Raw genomic sequence first — 21,124 nt, forward strand, 5'->3', positions numbered from 1 at the left:
GCGTCAACGCCCTTCCTTGTTGAGGCGCGGATTGAACGCGTCGTTGAGCCCTTCGCCGATCAGGTTCAGCGCCAACACCGAGAGCAGGATCGCGATGCCGGGGAACACGGTGATCCACCAGGCCTGGCGGATCACGGTGCGGCCGGCGCCGACCATGTAGCCCCAGGACATCAGATTGGGGTCGCCGAGGCCAAGAAAGGAGAGCGACGATTCCAGGAGGATCGCGGTCGCGACCATCAGCGAGGCCAGCACGATGACCGGGGACAGCGCGTTGGGCAAAATCTCCCGCCAGATGATCCAGCTGTGGCTCTGTCCGGTGACGATCGCGGCCTGGACGTATTCGCGCGTCCGCAGCGACAGCACCTCGCCGCGCACCAGGCGAGCGACCGGCGGCCAGCTCACGATCGCGATCGCCAGCACGATCGAGACGATCGAGGGCTGCAGGATCGCGACCAGCACGATGGCGAGCGCGAAGCTCGGCACGGTCTGGAAGAATTCGGTGAAGCGCATCAGGGCGTCGCCGACCTTGCCGCCGAAATAGCCGGCGAGGGCGCCGACGGGAATTCCGACCGCGAGGGCGGCCATGGTTGAAACGAGGCCGACCAGCAGCGAGACGCGGGCGCCATAGATGATGCCGGCGAGCACGTCGCGGCCGAGCGCATCGGTGCCGAGCGGCAGGCCGGGCACCGTGAACGGCGGCAGGAACGGCCGCTGCACCATGCGCCAGGGCGAGGTCGGAAACAGCAGGGGTCCGAAAATCGCGATCGCGATCGCAAGCAGCAGGATCGTAAGCCCGATGACGCCGCCGGGGTTGCGCAGCATGGTGCGCCAGAACTTGCTCATGAGGCGAACTCGATGCGGGGATCGACCGCGCGGTAGATCAGGTCGGTGATCAGGTTGAAGGCCAGCACCATCGCCGAGCACACCACGAAGACGCCGAGCAGCAGGTTGTAGTCACGCTGCAACAGCGCCTCGTACATCAGCCGGCCGATGCCGGGCCAGGCGAATACGGTCTCGGTGAGCACAGCGCCGCCGACCAGCGTGCCGGCCTGCAAGCCCGCCAGCGTCACCACCGGCAGCAGCGCGTTGCGCAGCACATGTCGGCGCTGGATCACGGCGTCGCGCAGGCCCTTGGCGCGCGCGGTCTTGACGAAGTCATGCCGCTTCACTTCCAGCATCGAGGCGCGGGTCATGCGGGCATAGGTGGCCATGAAGAACAGGCCCATCGTCGTCGCCGGCAGGATCAAATGGGCGCCGACGTCGAGCACATGGGCGAAGCCGGTGTAGTTGGCGCCGACCGTCTCGTAGCCGAAGCTCGGCAGCCAATCCATCGCGACTGAAAACAGCAGGATCGCCATCAACGCCACCCAGAACAATGGCGTGGCGTAGAAGATCAGCGCCAGTATCGTGATCGCAGTATCGGCCCAGGTGCCGGCAAAGCGCGCGGCGAGTGTGCCGAACAGGACGCCGAGCAGCAGCGAAATCACGAAGGCCGTGACAGTCAGCAGCAGCGTCGCCGGCAGCCGGTCGGCGATCAGCTTGGCGACCGGCATCTGCTGGCGGAACGAGAAACCGAGATCGAGCGTCACGATGCCCTTGACGTAGCGATAGAGCTGGACCGGCAGCGGCTGGTCGAGCCCGAATTTCTCGCGCAATTGGGTGACGAAGATCTGGTCGCTGGCGCCGGCCTCACCGGCCATCACCATCGCCGGGTCGCCCGGCGCCATGCGGATCAGCATGAAGTTGAAGACCACGATCGCGAGCAGCACGACGACGGCCTTGGCAAGTCGCTGGGCAATGAAAGAGAGCATGGGTGACGTCGTTGCGTTCGAGGAAACGGCAGAAACCGCGGCGCTGGACGGCGCCGCGGCGGGAAGCGTCGTTACTTGTCGAGCCAGGCGTCGCGGAAGCCGTCGTTGACGCCGATCGCGGTGGTGACGAGGTTCTTGACGTTGCAACGGGTGATGGTCGGGAACTGGAGCTCGAGCTGCCAGGCCACCGGAACGTCGTCGGTCAGGATCTTCTGCGCCTTGAGATAGATGTCCTCGCGCTTGGAGTCGGGGAAGGCGGTGGCGCCGTCGGCGAACAGCTGATCGATCTCGGCGTTCGAATAGCCTTCGACGTTGTTGAACGGCGAGCCCTTGGAGATCTGGCTCGAGATGTAGTTGCGGCCGACGCCGAGCGCAGGATCGCCATACTGATAGAGATAGGTGAAGGCGATGTCGTAGTCCCAATCGGAAACCTTCTGGTTCCAGCCGGGAACGTCGGTTGCGATCATCTCGACATTGATGCCCACATCCTGCAGATTCTGCTTCACCGCTTCAGCCCAGCGCTGCCAGGTTTCGCCATAGGGCAGCGGCAGCAGGCGGACCTTCTCGCCCTTGTAGCCGGCCTCCTTCAGCAGCGCCTTGGCCTTGGCCGGATCGTAGTCGTAGGTGGTCACCTTGTCGGTGTAGTATTTGATCGTGGAGGCCGATGGGCCGGTCGCGACCTTGGCGAGGCCGTTCCAGATCACGTCCTTGGCGAAGTTGCGGTCGATCGCATACATCAGCGCCTGGCGGAATTTCTTGTTCGCGGTCGGGCCCTGCCGGTTGTTGAGCCACAGCCAGGAGTGCGGGCTGAAGAATTCCCAGCCGGCGCCGGTGACGCAGACATTCTTCAGCTTGGTGAGACGCGGCACATCGAAATTCTCGACCGAGCCGCCCGGCAGCACGTCGACCTTGCCGGTTTCGAACGCCACCGCGCGCGCGGCGGCGTCGGGGATCACGTGCCAGTAGATCTCGTCGAGATGCGGCAGGCCCTTGATGTAGTAGTTCGGATTCTTGACCAGGCGGATGAACGAGCCCTTCTGCCATTCCTTGAACATGAAGGGGCCGGTACCGACAGGGGTGTTGTTCGCCGGATTGGTCTTGTAGTCGGTGCCTTCGTAGATGTGCTTGGGGATCATCGGCAGCGAGCCGACCTCGAAGATGCCGAGGAACGGGCCGAACGGCTGCTTCAGCGTGAACACCACGGTATAGTCGTCAGGTGTCTCGACCTTGTCGAGTTGGGCAAGGTTGCCGCGGGCGCGCGGATGGGTCTGCTTGAGGAATTCGATCGAGAACGCGACGTCGGCCGAGGTGAACGGCTTGTCGTCGTGCCAGGTGACGCCCTTGCGCAGCTTGAAAGTGTAGATCTTGCCGTCTTCGCTGACGCTCCAGCTTTCGGCGAGGCCTGGCAGCGGCTCGAGCTTGGGCGAGTAGCGCAGCAGGCCTTCATAGATGTTCCCGGCCACCATCTGGGTCGGGCCGTTCTGCACCAGGCCGACCATCAGGCCCGGCGGCTCCGGCTGGATCACCGCGTTGATCACGCCGCCGGATTTCGGCTCCTCGGCAAATGCCGCCGTGCTCAGGGCACTCGCCACCAAAAGACTCAACAGAACTCGCTTCAACATGTTCAGGCTCTCTTGTTCGATTTGCCCGGCCGCAGCTCCGAACCGGTGTGCACTTCGCTTGAAAACGCTCTAGTTCACGAAATCCGGGTCGGTGCGCGCGAGCATGCGCTTGAAGGCCGCCCATTCGGTATCGGGCACGCCGTTGCTCTCGATGCTGTCGTAGAAGGTTGCGTATTGCCCGGCGGTCTTGTGCGCGACCGCGTCCGACAGCGGCGCGATCTCGGCGCCGGCGGACTGGATCGCAAGCTGCGCGCGGCAGGAGCGCTCCAGATTGTGCATCAGCTTGAAGGCTTCCGAGACCGAGCGGCCGCAGGTCAGCATGCCGTGATTGCGCAGCACCATCACGAACTTGTCGCCGAGGTCGGCGACCAGGCGTTCGCGTTCGTCGAGATCGAGCGCGATGCCTTCGTAGTCGTGATAGGCGAGGCAGCCGGTGAACTGCATCGACCATTGATTGAGCGGCAGCAGTCCCTGCTTCTGGCAGGACACTGCGACGCCGGCCACCGTGTGGGTGTGCAGCACGCAGGCGACGTCCGGCCGCGCCGCATGCACCGCGCTGTGGATGGTGAAGCCGGCCGGATTGATGCCGAGCCCGAGCGGATCGTCGATCACGATGCCGTCGAGATCGACGGTGACGAGGTTGGACGCCGTCACCTCCTCGAAGCGCATGCCGTAGGGATTGATCAGGAAGCGGTCATGACTGCCGGGCAGCCGCACCGAGATATGGGTGTAGATGCTGTCATCGAGCCCGAGCCGGTGGATCAGCCGGTAGGCCGCCGCGAGGTCGATGCGAAATTGCTGGTTCTGGTCCTTCACGGCGTCGGGCCGCACATGCGTCGTCATCGTTGCTGCTAGTCCCTGTCCGCGGGCCGTTTTTGTTGCGTTGCAATGCCCGCGCCACTAAACTGTCGACAATCTAAGAATTGATCAAGATCAAACTGTCGACAATCGACGATTAAATAATGTACAAGGGTCGAAACGGACCCATTTGATGCGCACGATTTCCCCTCCGGTCGGCTTGCCGGCCCTCAATGAGATCGACCTCGTCGGCCAGGTCGCCCGTCGCCTGACCGAGGCCATCGTTCAGGGGCGGCTGCCGCCGGGATCAAAGGTGGTCGAAGCCGGCATCGCGCGCGAGCTGGGGGTGAGCCGGGCGCCGGTGCGCGAGGCGGCGCGGCTGCTCGAGCAGCAGGGCTTGCTGGTAGCCAATCCGCGCCGCGGCTTCTTCGTCCGGCAGTTCGCCGCCGATGATATCGACGAGATCTACGACCTGCGTCTGTGCGTCGAGCGTCATGCCGCAGTGCTCGCCGCGCGCAACCTGACGCCGGAGACGCGCGACAAGTTGCGCCGGCAGATCGAGGTGCTGCACGAGACCGCCGATCTCGACGATCCGGCGCGGCAGGTCGAGGAGGACTACCGCTTCCATCGCCTGATCTGCGAGATCGCCGGCAACCGGCGGATGCTGCGGCTGTTCGACGATCTCGCCTCCGAGCTGCGCATGGTGATCGGCCTGATCGGCCGCCTCTATGACGATCCGCATGAGATCGCGCGCACGCACGAACCGGTGCTCGCCGCGATCGAGGCCGGTCACCCCGAACGCATCGTCGCGCATGTCGACTATCACATCGGTCATGCCTGGCGCGAAGTCGGACGGCTGGTGCGCGAAATTCCGCCGTGGCCGGCGGCGGCGAAATAGCAGCGCGTGATGTTGCGATCTTTCTGATTCATCCAACAGGAGTGTCCCGTGAAGGCCGTCTACAGTGATCTGCACCGCAGCCATGATCCGCAGTTCTTCCTGGTCCGCGGCGTGGTCCAGCGCACCACCGAGCAGCCCGAGCGCGCCGATCGCCTGCTGGTAGGCCTCAAGGCCGGCAAGCACACCCTGATCGAGCCGACCAAATTCGGGCAGGGACCGCGCGCGCGCGTGCACAGTCCGGAATATCTGAGCTTTCTCGCCGAGGCCTGGGATGCGTGGACCGCGCTCGGCGATGCCGGGCCGGAGATGATCGCGAACATCCACCCGGTGCGCAACGCCGCCACCTATCCGACCCATATCGTCGGCAAGCTCGGCTGGCACACGGCGGATACCGCAGCACCAATCGGCAAGGGCACCTGGGCCGGCGCCTGCGCCTCGAGCGACGTCGCGGTCACCGCCGCGCAGATGGTGCTGGACGGCGAGGACGCGGTTTATGCGCTGTGCCGTCCGCCCGGCCACCATGCCTATCGCGACATGGCCGGCGGTTTCTGCTTCCTCAACAACAGCGCGATCGCGGCCGAGCATCTGCGCCAGAAGCATGAGCGCGTCGCGATCCTCGATGTCGACGTGCATCACGGCAACGGCACGCAGGGCATCTTCTACGAGCGGGGCGATGTCTTCACGGTCTCGATCCACGCCGATCCGTCGTTCTTTTATCCGTTCGTCTGGGGCTACGCACACGAGCGCGGCGCTGGACTCGGCCTCGGCGCCAATCTCAACATTCCGCTCGCCAAGGGCACCGGCGACGACGATTACATGAAGGCGCTGGCGGCGGCGGAGCGGGCGATCCGTTCTTTCGCGCCGACCGCGCTCGTGGTCGCGCTCGGCCTCGATGCCTCCGAGAAGGACCCGCTGGCGGGCCTCGCCGTCACCACCGACGGCTTCCGCCGGATCGGCGAGGGGCTGGCCCGGTTCGGCCTGCCGACGGTGCTTGTGCAGGAGGGTGGCTATCTCTCCGACATCCTCGGGGCCAATCTGACGGCGGTGCTCGGCGGCTTCGAGGCTGCGCGCTAGCGGCTTGCAGGAACCGGCCAATCGCCGGCCGGCTTCGCGAACCGGTTGGGAAGGGATAACGTAAGTGTTTGACTTCTCTGATATCCTGTTCTCAGCTACGGTCTGATGGGTCGACAATCGTTGCTGCAATGGGACAAATCGTTCGTAAGCCATTCAAGACCTACCACCATGGCGACCTTCGCGAAGCGCTGATTCAGGCCGCGTTGCGCGAGGTCGAGCTCGGCGGTCCCGAGGCGATCAGCATCAAGGCGCTCGCCAAGCAGCTCGGCGTCTCGCAGCCGGCGCCGTACCGGCATTTCGCCGACCGCGAGGCGCTGCTGGAGGCGGTGACCGCGGAAGCATTCCGGCAGTTCAACGTGATCATGCGCGAGGCGATCGAGCTGCCCGGCAAGGGCTCGAAACTGTCGCGCTTTGCCCAGGCTGCGCTGGCCTTCGGGCTCGAGCGCCACGGCATCTACCGGCTGATGTTCGCATCCCGCACGATGGCCTGCGCGCCGGTTGGCAGCGAGCTGCACGTTGCAGCGATGGAAACGCTGGCGCTTTTGATCGAGTCGTTCGAGGCTCCGGCCGTCGGGCTGCTGCGTGAGCGGCAGGCGCTGAAGATCTGGGCCGGGCTGCACGGAATCGTGATGCTCGCCGAGCAGGGCCTGCTCACCGGCGAGGTCGCCCAGATCAGCCGTGAGGAGCTGATGGACGAGATCGTCGAGCAGACCAAGCTCGCACTGTCAGTCGCGCTGCAGGCGACGGAAGAAGATAAGGCGTAGGCCGCCTTATCGCGGCGGCCGCGGATCGATCGGGGTGGTGCCGCGCACGCCGAGAATGTCCTCCAGCACTTTCGCGCCGGCCAGAAGCTGCGCCTCGGCGCGGGGCCTTGCCACCATCTGCAGGCCGACCGGCAGGCCCGACGCGGTGAAGCCGCAGGGCAGCGACAGCGCCGGGCAGCAGGCCAGCGTGATCGCGTAGACGATGCCGAGCCATTCGACGTAGTTGTCGAACTTCTTGCCGTCGCATTCGGCGACATAGCGGTGCTCGACCGGGAACGGCGGCACGATGGTCGCGGGCGCGAGCAGCAGGTCATATTTGTCGAAGAATTCGAGCGCGCGCTGCGTTATCGCGACACGCTGCGCCTCGGCGCGCTCGAGCTTCTCGACCGTGAGCTTCAGCCCTTCCTCGATGTTCCAGATCACCTCGGGTTTCAGCAGGTCGCGCTTGGTGCGCAGCAATTCGGCCTTGGTGATCGCGAAATCGAATGCGCGCAGCACGTGGAAGCACTCATGGGCTTCGCTGAAATCGGGAGATGCCTCCTCGACAATCGCGCCGGCTTCCGCAAAACGCTCCGCCGCCTTACGGGTCACGGCCTTGACCTCGGGATCGACGGGCGTGATGCCGAAATCCGGCGAATAGGCGATGCGCTTCGGCTTCTGGTTGGAGCGTGCTGCCGACAGGAACGATGTCGGCAGCGAGGGCAGCGAGAGCGGATCGGCGGCGTGCTCGCCGCTCATCGCATCCAGCAGCAGCGCGAGGTCCTCGACATTGCGCGCCATCGGCCCCTGCTGGCCGAGCGTACGGTCGACGCCGAACTTCGGCGTCTGCGCGACGCGGCCGATCGACGGCCGGAGGCCGACGATGCCGCAGAAGCTCGCCGGGTTGCGCAAGCTGCCGCCCATATCGGAGCCATGGGCGAGCCACGCGGTGCCGCTGGCGAGTGCCGCCGCGGCGCCGCCGGACGAGCCGGCAGCCGAGCGCGACGTGTCCCAGGGATTGCGGGTCGGGCCGAACACCTCGTTGAAGGTGTTGGCGCCGGCGCCGAACTCCGGGGTGTTCGATTTGGCGTAGATCACGCCGCCGTTCTGTTCGAGGCGCTCGACCAGGATGTCGGATTTCGTCGGGACGTTGTCCTTGAAGATCGGCGAGCCCAGCGTGGTCAGCACGCCGGAGACGGCGGTGAGGTCCTTGATCGGAACGGGAAGGCCCGCGAGCAGGCCGCGCTCGCTCGCCGGTTTCTGCATCAGCGCCTTGGCGTGGCTGCGGGCGCGATCGAAGCACAGCGTCGGCAACGCGTTGACCTTGCCGTCGACCTCGGCGATGCGCTGTTCCAGCACATCGAGCAGATCGAGCGGCGTGACCTCACCGGCTTTCAGTTTGTCGACGACGGCACACGCCGTTTCCTTCACCAAGCCCTGATCAGCCATGCGCCGTTGCTCCTATGTGTTCTGTTTGCTTGTGCTGTAGAACATTTCCTGCCGCCGTGGCAATGCGACGAGAACCGAAGGGGCAGGGATGGCAGCACTGTTTTCCGCGCTGGACTGGCGCGCGATGAGCCAGCAGGAGCGCGACCTCGGCTTGAACAACGGCGTGGCCGTCAAGGGCAGTGCCGAGATCGCCGCCGGCTGGGAGCATAGCTCCGCGGCGCTGCGGCAGAAGCACGCCGGCCATCTCGACCTCCGCTATGGCCCGCGTGAGCGCAACCGGATCGATTTCCTGAAAGCGCGCGACGGCGCGCCGACGCTGTTGTTCATTCACGGCGGCTATTGGCAGACCCGCGCCAAGGAGGTGTTCACGACCTTTGCCGAAGGGCCGATGGCGCATGGCATCAATGTGGCGCTGATCGGCTACACGCTGGCGCCCAATGTGACGCTCGATGAGATCGTCGCCGAGATTCACGCGGGCATCGATTTTCTTGCCGCGAAGTTGCCCTCACTCGGTGCCGCTACTCATGGCATCGTCGTGTCCGGCTGGTCGGCCGGCGGCCATCTGACTTCGATGGCGCTGTCGAACGCCCATGTCCGGGCCGGCATGGCGATCTCGGGCATCTATGACCTCGAGCCGATCAGGCATTCCTACCTCAACGAGAAGCTGAGGCTCGACGAAGCCGCCTCACGGCGTAGTTCACCGATGATGCAAGAGGGCGGCACGGCAAAACCGCTGTCGCTGGTGGTCGGCAGTGCCGAACTGCCGCTGCTGCGCAAGCAGACCGCCGATTTCGCCGGCCATCGCGCCCGCTACGGCTTGCCGGTGACCTATGAGGAGATCGCCGGCGCCGATCATTTCTCGATCATGCACGAGATGCTGGCGCCGCAGGGCCGGATCACGACGCTGATCCGGCAGTTGTTCGAGCGGACGGGAAGTTAACGTCATCCCCGCGCAATGCGTAGCATTGTCGCTGGAGGTGCGAGCGCTTGCGAGCCTCGAAGGATGACGCAGCCCGTGGCCCATCCTTCGAGACGCCGCTTCGCGGCTCCTCAGGATGACGTCGCAGCAAGTGGTGACGTTAACCCCACCCCGACGTCAGCCCGCCATCCACCGTGTAGATCACGCCCGACGTGTACCCCGCACGATCAGACGCCAGGAACGCCATCAGGTCGCCGATCTCGCGCGCATGCGCGGGGCGGCCGAGCGGCAGGCCTTTCTGGAATTCCTTGTAGCGGTTCTCGTCGCCGAACTGGTTCTTGGCGCGGGTCTTGAGCAGCGTGACGTGGCGGTCGGTACCGACAGGGCCCGGGTTGATGCCGACGACGCGGATGTTGTCGGCGAGGCTTTTTCCCCCGAGCGCGCGGGTGAACGACATCAGCGCCGCATTGCCGGCGCTGCCGCAGATGTAGTTGGCGTCGAACTTCTCGCCGGCCGCGCCGATGTCGTTGACGATCACGCCGCCGCCGCGCGCCTTCATCTGGGCATAGATCGCGCGCGTCAGATTGATGTAGCCGAACACCTTGAGCTCCCAGGCATGCCGCCAGGTCGCCTCGTCGATCTTGTCGATCGAGCCGCCCGGGATATCGCCCGCATTGTTGACCAGGATGTCGATATCGGCGGCCTCCTTGGCCAGCCGCGCGAGGTCCTCGGATTTGCGCAAATCCACCACGCTGATCGCGGCATCGATCTGGTGCGCGGAACGCAGCCGTTCGGCGAGCGCCTTGAGCTGGTCGCCGTTGCGGGCCGCGAGCAGCAGATTTGCGCCTTCCTCGGCAAAGGCTTCGGCGGCGGCCGCGCCAATGCCCTTGGAGGCGCCGGTGATCAGGACACGCTTGCCGCGCAGATGTAGATCCATGGGATGTCTCGCTGGTTGGAAGGAACGAATGTCGGCGAATTTGGTGGGGCAGGGTGGCGCGGCGGTCAACACTGCACTGCAGCGTTGCGCTCGCGCGAAGTTTGGTCCATTGCAGGGCGATCAGGATAGGCGGCATTGCCGGCCGGGCAAATCACAAGGGTGTTCTCGATGAGCAAGAAGCAATATCGGATTGCGGTCATTCCCGGCGACGGCATCGGCAAGGAAGTGATGCCGGAGGGCCTGCGCGTCATCGAGGCGGCGGCGAAGAAGCACGGCGTCGACGTCAAGTTCGACCATTTCGACTTCGCCTCCTATGATTATTACGAGAAGCACGGCGAGATGATGCCGGCCGACTGGAAGGACAAGATCGGCAAGCATGACGCGATCTATTTCGGCGCGGTCGGCTGGCCGGCCAAGATCCCGGACCACGTTTCGCTGTGGGGCTCGCTGATCAAGTTCCGCCGCGAGTTCGATCAGTATGTCAATCTGCGCCCGGTGCGGCTGATGCCCGGCGTGCCGTCGCCGCTGGCGAACCGCAAGCCCGGCGACATCGATTTCTGGGTGGTGCGCGAGAACACCGAGGGTGAATACTCCTCGGTCGGCGGCCGCATGTTCCCGGACACCGACCGCGAATTCGTCACGCAGCAGACCGTGATGACCCGCATCGGCGTCGACCGCATCCTGAAATTCGCGTTCGACCTGGCGCAGTCGCGGCCGAAGAAGCACCTGACCTCGGCGACCAAGTCGAACGGCATCTCCATCACCATGCCCTATTGGGACGAGCGGGTAGAGGCGATGGCCAAGAAGTATCCCGGCGTGAAGTGGGACAAGTACCACATCGACATCCTGACCGCGAACTTCGTGCTGCATCCGGACTGGTTCGACGTTGTGGTCGGCTCCAACCTGTTCGGCGACATCCTCTCCGACCTCGGCCCAGCCTGCACCGGCACCATCGGCATCGCGCCGTCGGGCAACATCAATCCGGAAGGCGATTTCCCCTCGGTGTTCGAGCCGGTGCACGGCTCGGCGCCCGACATCGCGGGGCAGGGCATCGCCAATCCGATCGGCATGATCTGGTCGGGCGCGATGATGCTCGAGCATCTCGGCGAGAAGCAGGCCGCGGATGCCATCGTCGGCGCGATCGAACGCACGCTTGGCGAACGCACGCTGCGCACGCGGGATCTTGGCGGCAATGCCGACACCACGGCCTGCGGCAAAGCGGTGGCGGAGATGGTGGACTAGGTCACGCCGCCTATCGGGGTCGTCCTGGCGAAAGCCAGGACCCATTACCCCGAGTGCTTGTTGCCTTGCTGGGTCTGATCCTCTCTTCTTGTCGGAGAGGGGGCTCGTCGTCCAATCCTCTGCTGTCGTCCCTGCGAAAGCAGGGACCCATCAACCACAGGGTCCTGTTGTTAGGGCTTGCTGTGGCCCCAGCCATCGCCACAACGGGAAGCGGTGGTAATGGGTCCTGGATCGCGCTCGCTACGCTCGCTTGTCCAGGACGACGTCGAAAACTACTGTTTCACGATCCGTCGGCAATGCTCCCACGCCGCATGGATCAGGTTCTCGCTCGCCTCGGGCGTGCGGAACGCGGAATGTGCCGACAGCGTCACGTTCGGGATTTTCGTCAGCGGATGATCCTTCGGCAGCGGCTCGATGTTGTAGACATCGAGGCCGGCGTGACGGATGTGGCCGGAGTTGAGCGCATCGATCATCGCCTGCTCGTCGACGATGGCGCCGCGGGCGGTGTTGATCAGCACCACGCCCTTTTTCATCTTCGCGATCTTGTCGCTGGTGATCATCCCGCGGGTCTCGTCGTTCAGCAGCAGATGGAGCGAGACCACGTCGCTGTTCGCCAGCACCGTGTCGAGCTCGACGAATTCGACGCCCGGATTGCTCTTGGGCGACCGGTTCCAGGCGATCACCTTCATGCCGCTGCCGAGCGCGATGCGGGCGACCTCGGCGGCGATGCCGCCGAAGCCGACCAGGCCAAGCGTCTTGCCGGTGAGCTGCATGCCGTCCTCGCGCAGCCAGTTGCCGGCGCGCATCTCGCGGTCCATCTGCGCGATCACCCGCGCCGACGACCACATCAGCGCGATCGCGGACTCCGCGACCGCGGTGTCGCCATAGCCCTTGATCAAATGCACGGCGATGCCGAGCTCGGCGAGCTCCTCCGGGTTCATGTAGCTGCGCGCGCCGGTGCCGAGGAACACGACATGCTTCAGGCCGGCGCATTTCTTCGCAATTTCGGTCGGCAACGCGGTGTGATCGACCACCGCGATCTCGGCACCGTCGAGCACCGCCGGATAGTCCTCGGACTTGATGTCCGGGTTGCGGTTGATCCGCATCGCGGGATCGCCGGGTTTCTCCAGGCGCTCCGTGATGACAGCGAGCGATTCATTGGCGTCGACAAACACTGCGCGCACGAAAGCCTCCATCGAAGGGGAGATATGAAGATCAGGATGCGACGCCGGCGAGCGCCAGCACCGTATGCATCAGGACGTTGGCGCCGGCGGCGCAATCGGTCTGCGTGGCATCTTCCAGCTCGTTGTGGCTGATGCCGTCCTTGCAGGGCACGAACACCATCGCGGCTGGGATCACCGTGTTGAGGTTGCAGGCGTCGTGACCGGCGCCGGAGGTGATGCGGCGATGCGAATAGCCGAGCTGATTGGCCGCGTTCTCGACCGCGTCGACCAGCTTCGGATCGAAATGCGTCGGTGCCTTGCGCCAGACCAGATCGAGCTGAACCTCGACCTTGCGCCTTGCTGCGATCTCGACGATGGCGGCACGCAGGTCGCGATCCAGCGCATCCATGATCGCGGCATCGGCGCTGCGGCAATCCACCGTGAACGCGATCTCGCCGGGGATGACGTTGCGCGATGGGCTTGCGATCACCGCCTCGCCGATGGTGCCGACCGCCTTCGGCCCGTGTTTTTTCGCAATGCTTTCCATCGCCAGCACGATCTCCGACAGCGTCGCCAGCGCATCGCGGCGCAGCGGCATCGGGGTCGAGCCGGCATGGCTCTCGAAGCCCACGATCTTGCCGTCGTACCACAGCACGCCCTGGCCGGAATCGACCACGCCGATGGTCTTGCCCTCGGCCTCCAGGATCGGGCCCTGCTCGATATGCAATTCGACGAAGCCTGAGAATTTCTGGCGGCCGACCGGGGCATCGCCGCGATAGCCGATCGAGTCCAGCGCCTGCGCCACGGTGACGCCCTCGGCGTCCTTGCGCGACAGGATGTCGTCGGTGGTGAAATCGCCGACATAGGCGGCCGAGGCCATCATCGCCGGCGCAAAGCGCGAGCCTTCTTCATTGGTCCAGTTGCAGATGCAGATCGGCAGCTCGGTCTCGATCCCTGCGTCGTTCAGCGTGCGCACCAGTTCGAGGCCGGCGAGCGTGCCGAGGATGCCGTCATATTTGCCGCCGGTCGGCTGGGTGTCGAGATGCGAGCCGACACCGATCGGCGGCTTCGACATGTCCCGGCCCTTGCGCAGGCCGAACATCGAGCCGAGCGCATCGACATGCACGTCCAGGCCGGCGTCCTCGCAGGCCTTGCGGAACCAGTCGCGCACCTGCTTGTCCTCGGCGCTGAGGGTCAGCCGCCGCACGCCGCCCTTTGGCGTTGCACCGAACTGCGCGGTTTCGTGGATGGTGCCCCAGAGGCGGGCGGAATCGATCTGCAGGTTGGTGGCGGCTCGGCTCATTGCGGCTCTTCCCTTTACGCGACCGTTTTTTCATGACGCGCCACTCTCGCGCCGTCAACCGCCACGCTGGTCTGCGCGATCTGCCTGGCGAGATTGGCGACGCGCTCGATGGCGACCGCATCGGGGGAGGCGAGCCAGCTCGCGGTGAAGGTGAGGGGCGGCAGCTTGAGGTCGGTGTCGAGCAGTTGCAAGCGCCCGTCGGCAAGCTCGTTCTCGACGATCGCCGATGGAATGACGGCAATGCCAAGCCCTTCATTGGCCATGTGGATCACGGTCGCGAGCGAGGTGGAGGCGTGCAGCCGGATCGGCGGCAGATCGGGTGCATTGAACAATGCGCGCACGGTCTCGTAAGGCTGGGTCTTGCGCGGAAAGGTGATGATCGGAAACCGCGCCAGATCCTGCCGCGCCACCGGGCCAGAGCCGAGGCCGAGCGACGGGCTTGCCAGGAAGCCGATCGGATAATCGCACAGCACATGGTTGTGCGCGCCGGATGCCGAGACCGGTCCGAGCACGAAGGCGAGCTCGATCTCCTGCGCCAGCAGCCGCGGCGTCAAATTCGGTGTGATGTCGACCTCGATCTCCAGCGACAGGTTCGGGTAGATCTCGTTGACGCTCTTGACCAGCCGCGGCAGCCAGGTGTGCACGATGGTCTCCGCGACACCGAGCCGCAGCGCGCCGCGCATCGCCGAACGGTCGCCGACCTCGGCCATCATCTCCGAACGCAGGCCGATCAGTTTCTCGGCATAGATCAGCATCAGCCGCCCGCTCGGCGTCGGCGAGGCCACCCGGTGGTCGCGGTTGAGCAGCTTGACGCCCATCTCGCGCTCGAGCTGGGCAATGCGCTGGGAGATCGCCGGCTGGGTGGTGTTGAGCCGCGCGGCGGCGCCGCGGAAGCTGCCGAGCTTGACGACCCAGAGAAATGTTTCGATCGAGCGGAAGTCCGTCATGGAAGCAATTTCCCGGTCGATAAATTTGCTTTATCGATTTTGATTAGAAAGGACGATTAGACATTATATCACGCTTGGTGTTGGCTTGTCCTTGTCGAGATTATGGGCAGGAGAATCCCATGACTGTTTTTGCGGCAGTGCAGCGATCTCAGGAGGAACCAGTGCTGGCGAGCGTCGAAGCGCGGCGTGTCTGTCGGGACGGCGAGGCGTCGGCCACCACCGCCGGTCTCGCCAACGGCTTCGTCCAGGGCAATCTCGCGATCCTGCCGGAGAAGCTCGCCGGCGCCTTCCACCGGTTCTGCCAGCTCAATCCGAAGCCGTGCCCGATCATCGGCATGTCCGATGTCGGCGATTTCCGGATCCCGGCGCTCGGCCCCGACCTCAATATCCGTACCGACGTGCCGCGCTACCGGGTCTGGCGCGACGGCGAGGTGGCGGACGAGCCGACCGACATCACCAAATACTGGCGCGACGATCTCGTCACCTTCGTGCTCGGCTGCTCATATTCGTTCGAGGAGGCGCTGCTGGAAGAGGGGCTGCCGATCCGTCACATTGAGCGCAATCTGCGTGTGCCAATGTACCGGACCAACATCGCCTGCCAGCCGTCCGGGCCGTTCGCGGGACCGATGGTGGTGTCGATGCGCCCGTTCAAGCCGGCGGATGCGATCCGCGCGGTGCAGATCACCTCGCGCTTTCCGTCGGTGCACGGCGCACCCGTGCATCTCGGCCATCCGCATGCGATCGGGATCAAGGATATCGCCAAGCCCGATTATGGCGATGCGGTGCCGGTGGCCGATGACGAGATCCCGGTGTTCTGGGCCTGTGGCGTGACGCCGCAATCGGTGATCGCAGCTGCGAAGCTGCCGTTTGCGATCACGCATGCACCGGGGCTGATGCTGGTGACCGATCTCAGAAACAAGCAGCTTGCTGTGCTCTGAATAGGCAATTCGTGCAATTCATTGAGGCTTTACTGCGCGCTACAAGCGTCACATCGATAAGAACAAAGCTGAAGGGGAAATTTCGATGACGATCTCTCGCCGTAACGTATTGCTGGGAGCCACTGCCGCCGCTGCGCTCGGTCCGATCGCCGCACGCGCACAGACAAGCGAAGTGGCAATCGGCGTGATCTATCCGCTGTCCGGCTCCAGTGCCGCGATCGGCGTCGACGCGCAGCATGCCTTCAACACCGCGGCCGACATCATCAACAAGAACTACGATTTCGCGCTGCCGCTCGCCAAGGGCGAAGGCCTGTCCGGCCTCGGCGGCGCCAAGGTCAAGCTCGTGTTCGCCGACCACCAGGCCGATCCGCAGAAGGGCCGCGCCGAGACCGAGCGGCTGATCACCCAGGAGAAAGTCTGCGCCGTCGTCGGCACCTATCAGAGCGCGGTGGCCGTCACCGTCAGCCAGACCTGCGAGCGCTACGGCGTGCCGTTCATCTCGGCCGACAATTCCTCGCCGAGCCTGCACCGCCGCGGCCTGAAGTATTATTTCCGCGCCTCGCCGCATGACGAGATGTTCTCGGCCGCGATGTTCGATTTCTTCGATGCGATGAAGAAGAAGGGCCAGAAGATCGAGACGCTGGCGCTGTTCCACGAGGACACCATCTTCGGCACCGATTCGGCGAACGCGCAAACCAAGCTCGCCGCCGAGCGGGGCTACAAGATCGTGGCCGACATCAAGTATCGCGCCAACTCGCCGTCGCTCACCGCCGAGGTGCAGCAGCTCAAGGCGGCCAATGCCGACGTCTTGATGCCGTCGAGCTATACCACCGACTCGATCCTGCTGGTCAAGACCATGGCCGAGCTCGGCTACAAGCCGAAGAACATCATGGCGCAGGACGCCGGCTTCTCGGAAAAGGCGACCTATGATGCCGTCGGCGACAAGCTCGAGGGCGTGATCTCGCGCGGCAGCTTCTCGCTCGACCTGGCGCAGAAGCGGCCGATGGTCGGTCTCATCAACGAAATGTACCGCGCCAAATCCGGCAAGGACTTCAACGACTATACGTCGCGCCAGTTCATGGGCCTCATCATCATGGCCGATGCCGTCAACCGCGCCAAGTCGACCGACGGCGAGAAGATCCGCGAGGCGCTGGTCGCGACCGACATGCCGGGCGATGTCACCATCATGCCGTGGCGGCGCGTCAAGTTCGACGAGATGGGGCAGAACAACTTCGCCGATCCGGTGCTGCTGCAATATTCCGCGAAGAACTTCGTGACGATCTTCCCGGAACAGGCCGCCGTCTCCGAGGCGATCTGGCCGATGAACAGCTGATCGGTCGGACGCTAGAGGGGGGCAGAGGGCGGTGAGAGCCGAAGACATCACACGGAGCCTCGCATGTTCCGTCATTGCGAGCGAAGCGAAGCAATCCATCTCTCCGCAAAAAGGAAGCATGGATTGCTTCGTCGCTTCGCTGCTCGCAATGACGGGGGCTAACGACAACGCCTGGAACATGGAGCGTCAACGGTGACAGCCGAGACCATTATCCAGAGTTTGGCGAGCGGCCTCCTGATGGGGCTGCTCTACGGACTGATCGCCGCCGGCCTCGCATTGATCTTCGGATTGATGGACGTCGTGAATTTCGCGCACGGCGAGTTCCTGATGATCGCGATGTACGCGACCTTCTTCCTGTTCGCGTTCTTCGCGATCGATCCCTTGCTGGCGGCGCCGCTAGTCGCCGCGGCATTGTTCGTGTTCGGCGCGCTGGTCTATCTGTTGGTGGTCCGCTTCGCGATGCGCGCCAAGGCCAATGCCGGCATGGTGCAGATCTTTTCGACCTTCGGCCTTGCGATCGTGATGCGGGGCCTCGCCCAGTTCTTCTTCACGCCGGACTACCGCAGCGTCACCAATTCCTGGCTCGGCGGCAAGACGGTGTCGATCGCCGGCATCTATCTGCCGGAGCCGCAGCTGATCGGCGCGATGCTGTCGATCGCGGCCTTCGTCGCGCTCTACTTCTTCATCAACCGCACCGATTTCGGCCGCGCGCTGGAAGCAACGCGCGAGGATGCCGGCGCGGTGGCCCTCGTCGGCATCGACAAGAACCGGGTGTTCGCACTCGGCTGGGGCCTTGGTGCTGCTTTGGTCGGCCTCGCCGGCGCAATCATGGCGATCTTCTTCTACATCTATCCCGACGTCGGCGCCTCCTTTGCGCTGATCGCCTACGTCACCGTGGCGCTCGGCGGCTTCGGCAGCGTGTTCGGCGCCTTTGCCGGCGGCATCATCGTCGGCCTGGTCGAGGCGACCACCGCACTGATCCTGCCGCCGTCGCTGAAATCGGTCGGCATCTATGCCGTCTATCTGCTGGTCGTCTTCATCCGCCCGCGTGGCCTGTTCGGATCGATGTGATGGACACCCACTTCGCCCAACGCCGCAGGCGTGACCTGATCGTGGCCGGTTGCCTTGCCGTAGTCGCCGCGCTGGTGCCGCTGTTCGTCAAGGACGTCTATGTCCAGAACATCATGGTCCTGACCCTGATGTATGCGGCACTGTCGCAGAGCTGGAACATCCTGTCCGGCTATTGCGGGCAGATCTCGCTCGGCCATGCGCTGTATTTCGGGTTAGGGGCCTACACCACCGCGCTGCTGTTCACCAAGTTCGGCGTGCTGCCGTGGTTCGGCATGCTGGCGGGCGGGGCGATCTCGGCCGTGATCGCGATGGCGCTCGGCTATCCCTGCTTCCGCCTGCGCGGGCATTACTTCGTGATCGCGACCATCGTGATCGCCGAGATTGCGCTGGTTTTGATCCAGAACTGGGATTGGGCTGGCGCAGCGCTTGGCATCGACATCCCGGTGCGCGGCGACAGCTGGCTGAAATTCCAGTTCACCCGCTCGAAGCTGCCGTACTTCTATTTTGCGCTGGCGCTGGCCTGCATCGCCTGGTTCGTCACCTGGTGGCTGGAGGATTCCAAATGGGGCTATTGGTGGCGTGCGGTGAAGGACAATCCCGATGCCGCCGAAAGCCTCGGGGTGGTCGTGTTCAACTCCAAGATGGGCGCGGCGGCGGTCTCGGCGTTCCTGGTCGCGGTGGGCGGCAGCTTCTACGCCCAGTTCGTGTCCTATATCGATCCTGAGAGCGTGATGGGCTTCCAGTTCTCGCTGTTGATGGCGCTGCCCGCCGTGCTCGGGGGCATCGGCACCTTGTGGGGGCCGGTGCTCGGCGCGGTCATCCTGATCCCGCTCACCGAGCTGACGCGCTCGTTCATCGGCGGATCCGGCCGCGGCGTCGACCTCATCGTCTACGGCGCGCTGATCGTCGTGATCTCGCTGGCGCTGCCGCGCGGCCTGGTCAGCGTGTTCTCGTGGCGCAAGGAGGCCGCGCGATGACAGCGTCTCCCCAAACCCCGCTCTTGGAAACGCGCGGCGTCTGGCAGCGCTTCGGCGGCCTCGTCGCCAACAGCGACGTCTCGATCTCGGTCGGGCGCGGCGAGATCGTCGGCCTGATCGGCCCGAACGGTGCCGGCAAGTCGACGCTGTTCAACCTGATCGCGGGCGTGCTGCCGCCGACCCAGGGCTCGATCATCTTCGACGGCGAGGACGTCACAAGGCTGCCGGCGGCGGAACGCTGCCAGCGCGGCGTCGGGCGCACCTTCCAGGTGGTCAAGAGCTTCGAGACCATGACCGTGATCGACAACGTCATCGTCGGCGCGCTGATCCGCAACACCAAGATGCGGATCGCGCGGCAGAAGGCCTATGAGGTGCTGGAGTTCTGCGGCCTTGCCGCGCGCGCCGACAAGCTGGCGGCCGACCTCGTGCCGTCGGAGAAGCGCCGGCTCGAGGTCGCGCGGGCGCTCGCGACCGAGCCGAAATTGCTGCTGCTCGACGAAGTCCTCACTGGCCTCACACCAGTCGAGGCGCAGACCGGCGTCGAGCTGGTGCGCAAGGTGCGCGCCACCGGCGTCACCGTGCTGATGGTCGAGCATGTGATGGAAATCGTGATGCCGCTGGTCGACCGCGCCATCGTGCTCAATCTCGGCAAGGTGCTGGTCGAGGGCAAGCCGACTGAGGTCGTCCGCAATCCGGAAGTCATTTCTGCCTATCTCGGGGATCGTCATGCTGTCGGTGCGTGAAGTCACCACCGCCTATCAGGGTCTGGTCGCGATCTCCTCGGTGTCGATCGACGTCACCAAGGGCGAGATCGTCTGCGTCGCCGGCGCCAACGGCGCGGGCAAGTCGACGCTTTTGAAATCGATCGCCGGCGCCGAGCGTCCGCGCGCTGGCACCGTCACCTTCGACGGCAAGCGCATCGACGGCCAGCCGCAGCACGTCATCACGGCTGAAGGCATCGCCTTCGTGCCGGAGAACCGGCGGCTGTTTCCACGGTTGTCGGTGAGCGACAATCTGCGGCTCGGCAGCTATCTCTATCGCAGCAAGGCCGACCGCGATGCGCCGCTCGATCTGGTGTTCAAGCTGTTCCCGCGACTCGGCGAACGGCTCGAGCAGCGTGCCGAGACCCTGTCCGGCGGCGAGCAGCAGATGCTTGCGATCGGCCGCGCGCTGATGACGCGGCCGCGGCTCCTGATGCTCGACGAGCCGTCGCAGGGCATCATGCCTAAACTCGTCGATGAGATCTTCCAGGCCGTGAAGCGCATCCGCGACGCCGGCATGACGGTCCTGATCGTCGAGCAACGCATGGCCGAGTGCCTGGAAATCGCCGACCGCGCCTACATCCTGCAAACGGGTCGGGTGCTGATGCAGGGCACCGCAGCCGAGATCAGCGGCAATCCCGACGTGCGCAAGGCGTATCTGGGGCTCTAGCAACAGGGATATCTCCACGCACTCTCTCGTCATCCTGAGGTGCGCGCCTCTTCGGCGCGCCTCGAAGGATGGGCCCCGGGCGCTTGTGACTCATCCTTCGAGGCTCGCTTCGCTCGCACCTCAGGATGACGCCGGTGTGTGAGGCGCGTAGCTCGAATAAGCCGTTTTTGCAGGCTCAGCCTACTTGCCCTGTTCCTTGCCCTCTTCGACCTTTTCGACCTTCGCGGCAAGGTCGGGCACGCGGGTGACGCGGTAGGTCGCGTTGCTGCAGGTCAGCGTCCAGGCCTCGTTGTCGGGCTTGGAGAGCTTGTCGTCCCGCTCGGCCTTGAGCGGCTTGTCGCAGGCATAGCCCTGCGCGCGCAGCTGGGTTGCCAGCATGCCTTGCAAGGTCTCTTCGGTCCGTGCGTCCGATGCCGCAAGGCCGACGGCGAACGGTGCCGCTAACGCCAAGCCTGTGAACCTCATCAT

General features: G+C 64.7%; 21 protein-coding genes. 11 read left to right on the plus strand and 10 right to left on the minus strand.

Annotated features, from left to right (window positions below):
• Nucleotides 1-3 precede the first annotated feature (3 nt).
• The 4 genes from AKN84_RS07130 to AKN84_RS07145 form a co-directional block, all read right to left on the minus strand.
• Nucleotides 4-843 carry an ABC transporter permease gene (locus AKN84_RS07130; RefSeq protein WP_050420042.1) on the minus strand — a complete coding sequence of 280 codons (840 nt, stop codon included), beginning with the start codon at nt 841-843 and terminating at the stop codon, nt 4-6.
• A complete protein-coding gene (locus AKN84_RS07135; RefSeq protein ID WP_050420043.1) occupies nt 840-1,811 on the minus strand; it encodes an ABC transporter permease in 972 nt (323 codons plus the stop codon). Before AKN84_RS07135 ends, AKN84_RS07130 begins: the two co-directional genes overlap by 4 nt.
• A 71-nt stretch (nt 1,812-1,882) precedes the next feature.
• Nucleotides 1,883-3,433: an ABC transporter substrate-binding protein gene (locus tag AKN84_RS07140; protein WP_050420044.1), complete on the minus strand. Its 1,551-nt coding sequence runs from the start codon at nt 3,431-3,433 to the stop codon at nt 1,883-1,885.
• Nucleotides 3,434-3,502: 69 nt separating this feature from the next.
• Complete coding sequence (locus tag AKN84_RS07145; protein ID WP_050420045.1) at nt 3,503-4,276, minus strand: class II aldolase/adducin family protein; 774 nt, start codon at nt 4,274-4,276, stop codon at nt 3,503-3,505.
• 148 nt (nt 4,277-4,424) lie between these two features.
• Between AKN84_RS07145 and AKN84_RS07150 the strand changes: the two genes are divergently transcribed.
• The 3 genes from AKN84_RS07150 (at nt 4,425) to AKN84_RS07160 (ending at nt 6,967) form a co-directional block, all read left to right on the plus strand.
• A complete protein-coding gene (locus AKN84_RS07150; RefSeq protein WP_050420046.1) occupies nt 4,425-5,129 on the plus strand; it encodes a GntR family transcriptional regulator in 705 nt (234 codons plus the stop codon).
• Between the two features lie 48 nt (nt 5,130-5,177).
• The gene (locus AKN84_RS07155; RefSeq protein WP_050420047.1) at nt 5,178-6,203 is read left to right on the plus strand and encodes a histone deacetylase family protein; all 1,026 of its coding nucleotides are present in this window, start codon (nt 5,178-5,180) and stop codon (nt 6,201-6,203) included.
• Between the two features lie 128 nt (nt 6,204-6,331).
• A complete protein-coding gene (locus tag AKN84_RS07160) occupies nt 6,332-6,967 on the plus strand; it encodes a TetR/AcrR family transcriptional regulator (protein WP_050420048.1) in 636 nt (211 codons plus the stop codon).
• 6 nt (nt 6,968-6,973) lie between these two features.
• Here AKN84_RS07160 and AKN84_RS07165 read toward each other — a convergent pair whose 3' ends face one another.
• Nucleotides 6,974-8,395, minus strand: a complete 1,422-nt coding sequence (locus tag AKN84_RS07165) for an amidase (RefSeq protein WP_050420049.1) — start codon at nt 8,393-8,395, stop codon at nt 6,974-6,976.
• 88 nt (nt 8,396-8,483) lie between these two features.
• Here AKN84_RS07165 and AKN84_RS07170 point away from each other — a divergent pair, with 88 nt between their 5' ends.
• Nucleotides 8,484-9,335, plus strand: a complete 852-nt coding sequence (locus tag AKN84_RS07170) for an alpha/beta hydrolase (protein WP_050420050.1) — start codon at nt 8,484-8,486, stop codon at nt 9,333-9,335.
• 139 nt (nt 9,336-9,474) lie between these two features.
• Here AKN84_RS07170 and AKN84_RS07175 read toward each other — a convergent pair whose 3' ends face one another.
• The gene (locus AKN84_RS07175; RefSeq protein ID WP_050420051.1) at nt 9,475-10,251 is read right to left on the minus strand and encodes an SDR family oxidoreductase; all 777 of its coding nucleotides are present in this window, start codon (nt 10,249-10,251) and stop codon (nt 9,475-9,477) included.
• 168 nt (nt 10,252-10,419) lie between these two features.
• Between AKN84_RS07175 and AKN84_RS07180 the strand changes: the two genes are divergently transcribed.
• On the plus strand, nt 10,420-11,493 hold the full coding sequence (locus AKN84_RS07180; RefSeq protein ID WP_050420052.1) for a tartrate dehydrogenase: 1,074 nt from the start codon (nt 10,420-10,422) through the stop codon (nt 11,491-11,493).
• A 272-nt stretch (nt 11,494-11,765) separates the two neighbouring features.
• On the opposite strand, the gene AKN84_RS07185 is transcribed toward AKN84_RS07180, so the two are convergent.
• Genes AKN84_RS07185 through AKN84_RS07195 form a run of 3 tightly spaced genes read right to left on the minus strand, consistent with a single transcriptional unit; the run spans nt 11,766 to nt 14,906 of the window.
• Nucleotides 11,766-12,677 carry an NAD(P)-dependent oxidoreductase gene (locus AKN84_RS07185; protein WP_050420185.1) on the minus strand — a complete coding sequence of 304 codons (912 nt, stop codon included), beginning with the start codon at nt 12,675-12,677 and terminating at the stop codon, nt 11,766-11,768.
• A 31-nt stretch (nt 12,678-12,708) separates the two neighbouring features.
• Nucleotides 12,709-13,959 carry a Zn-dependent hydrolase gene (locus tag AKN84_RS07190; protein ID WP_050420053.1) on the minus strand — a complete coding sequence of 417 codons (1,251 nt, stop codon included), beginning with the start codon at nt 13,957-13,959 and terminating at the stop codon, nt 12,709-12,711.
• Nucleotides 13,960-13,973: 14 nt separating this feature from the next.
• A complete protein-coding gene (locus AKN84_RS07195; protein ID WP_050420054.1) occupies nt 13,974-14,906 on the minus strand; it encodes a LysR family transcriptional regulator in 933 nt (310 codons plus the stop codon).
• A 119-nt stretch (nt 14,907-15,025) separates the two neighbouring features.
• On the opposite strand from AKN84_RS07195, the gene AKN84_RS07200 reads away from it, so the two are divergent.
• The 6 genes from AKN84_RS07200 to AKN84_RS07225 all read left to right on the plus strand — a co-directional run bounded on the left by AKN84_RS07200 (nt 15,026) and on the right by AKN84_RS07225 (nt 20,656).
• Nucleotides 15,026-15,844: a putative hydro-lyase gene (locus AKN84_RS07200; protein WP_050420055.1), complete on the plus strand. Its 819-nt coding sequence runs from the start codon at nt 15,026-15,028 to the stop codon at nt 15,842-15,844.
• An 85-nt stretch (nt 15,845-15,929) separates the two neighbouring features.
• On the plus strand, nt 15,930-17,177 hold the full coding sequence (locus AKN84_RS07205) for an ABC transporter substrate-binding protein (RefSeq protein ID WP_050420056.1): 1,248 nt from the start codon (nt 15,930-15,932) through the stop codon (nt 17,175-17,177).
• 192 nt (nt 17,178-17,369) lie between these two features.
• Nucleotides 17,370-18,248, plus strand: coding sequence for a branched-chain amino acid ABC transporter permease (locus AKN84_RS07210; RefSeq protein WP_050420057.1), 879 nt, complete (start codon nt 17,370-17,372; stop codon nt 18,246-18,248).
• Complete coding sequence (locus AKN84_RS07215) at nt 18,248-19,225, plus strand: branched-chain amino acid ABC transporter permease (RefSeq protein WP_050420058.1); 978 nt, start codon at nt 18,248-18,250, stop codon at nt 19,223-19,225. Before AKN84_RS07210 ends, AKN84_RS07215 begins: the two co-directional genes overlap by 1 nt.
• Nucleotides 19,222-19,968: an ABC transporter ATP-binding protein gene (locus AKN84_RS07220; protein WP_050420059.1), complete on the plus strand. Its 747-nt coding sequence runs from the start codon at nt 19,222-19,224 to the stop codon at nt 19,966-19,968. The genes AKN84_RS07215 and AKN84_RS07220 overlap by 4 nt, the downstream gene beginning before the upstream one ends.
• The gene (locus tag AKN84_RS07225; protein WP_050420060.1) at nt 19,952-20,656 is read left to right on the plus strand and encodes an ABC transporter ATP-binding protein; all 705 of its coding nucleotides are present in this window, start codon (nt 19,952-19,954) and stop codon (nt 20,654-20,656) included. The genes AKN84_RS07220 and AKN84_RS07225 overlap by 17 nt, the downstream gene beginning before the upstream one ends.
• A 180-nt stretch (nt 20,657-20,836) precedes the next feature.
• Here AKN84_RS07225 and AKN84_RS07230 read toward each other — a convergent pair whose 3' ends face one another.
• Nucleotides 20,837-21,121 carry a hypothetical protein gene (locus AKN84_RS07230; RefSeq protein WP_244484972.1) on the minus strand — a complete coding sequence of 95 codons (285 nt, stop codon included), beginning with the start codon at nt 21,119-21,121 and terminating at the stop codon, nt 20,837-20,839.
• Nucleotides 21,122-21,124 lie beyond the last annotated feature (3 nt).

The organism is Bradyrhizobium tropiciagri, assembly GCF_001189845.1.
GTDB classification, from domain to species: domain Bacteria; phylum Pseudomonadota; class Alphaproteobacteria; order Rhizobiales; family Xanthobacteraceae; genus Bradyrhizobium; species Bradyrhizobium tropiciagri.

Bases quoted from the DNA above. Each gene is read 5' to 3' on its own strand.
- AKN84_RS07140 (WP_050420044.1), bottom strand. From the start codon at position 3,433: ATGTTGAAGCGAGTTCTGTTGAGTCTTTTGGTGGCGAGTGCCCTGAGC.
- AKN84_RS07175 (WP_050420051.1), bottom strand. From the start codon at position 10,251: ATGGATCTACATCTGCGCGGCAAGCGTGTCCTGATCACCGGCGCCTCC.
- AKN84_RS07205 (WP_050420056.1), top strand. From the start codon at position 15,930: ATGACGATCTCTCGCCGTAACGTATTGCTGGGAGCCACTGCCGCCGCT.
- AKN84_RS07165 (WP_050420049.1), bottom strand. From the start codon at position 8,395: ATGGCTGATCAGGGCTTGGTGAAGGAAACGGCGTGTGCCGTCGTCGAC.
- AKN84_RS07225 (WP_050420060.1), top strand. From the start codon at position 19,952: ATGCTGTCGGTGCGTGAAGTCACCACCGCCTATCAGGGTCTGGTCGCG.
- AKN84_RS07145 (WP_050420045.1), bottom strand. From the start codon at position 4,276: ATGACGACGCATGTGCGGCCCGACGCCGTGAAGGACCAGAACCAGCAA.
- AKN84_RS07130 (WP_050420042.1), bottom strand. From the start codon at position 843: ATGAGCAAGTTCTGGCGCACCATGCTGCGCAACCCCGGCGGCGTCATC.
- AKN84_RS07135 (WP_050420043.1), bottom strand. From the start codon at position 1,811: ATGCTCTCTTTCATTGCCCAGCGACTTGCCAAGGCCGTCGTCGTGCTG.
- AKN84_RS07160 (WP_050420048.1), top strand. From the start codon at position 6,332: ATGGGACAAATCGTTCGTAAGCCATTCAAGACCTACCACCATGGCGAC.
- AKN84_RS07195 (WP_050420054.1), bottom strand. From the start codon at position 14,906: ATGACGGACTTCCGCTCGATCGAAACATTTCTCTGGGTCGTCAAGCTC.
- AKN84_RS07170 (WP_050420050.1), top strand. From the start codon at position 8,484: ATGGCAGCACTGTTTTCCGCGCTGGACTGGCGCGCGATGAGCCAGCAG.
- AKN84_RS07200 (WP_050420055.1), top strand. From the start codon at position 15,026: ATGACTGTTTTTGCGGCAGTGCAGCGATCTCAGGAGGAACCAGTGCTG.
- AKN84_RS07190 (WP_050420053.1), bottom strand. From the start codon at position 13,959: ATGAGCCGAGCCGCCACCAACCTGCAGATCGATTCCGCCCGCCTCTGG.
- AKN84_RS07150 (WP_050420046.1), top strand. From the start codon at position 4,425: ATGCGCACGATTTCCCCTCCGGTCGGCTTGCCGGCCCTCAATGAGATC.
- AKN84_RS07180 (WP_050420052.1), top strand. From the start codon at position 10,420: ATGAGCAAGAAGCAATATCGGATTGCGGTCATTCCCGGCGACGGCATC.
- AKN84_RS07230 (WP_244484972.1), bottom strand. From the start codon at position 21,121: ATGAGGTTCACAGGCTTGGCGTTAGCGGCACCGTTCGCCGTCGGCCTT.
- AKN84_RS07215 (WP_050420058.1), top strand. From the start codon at position 18,248: ATGGACACCCACTTCGCCCAACGCCGCAGGCGTGACCTGATCGTGGCC.
- AKN84_RS07220 (WP_050420059.1), top strand. From the start codon at position 19,222: ATGACAGCGTCTCCCCAAACCCCGCTCTTGGAAACGCGCGGCGTCTGG.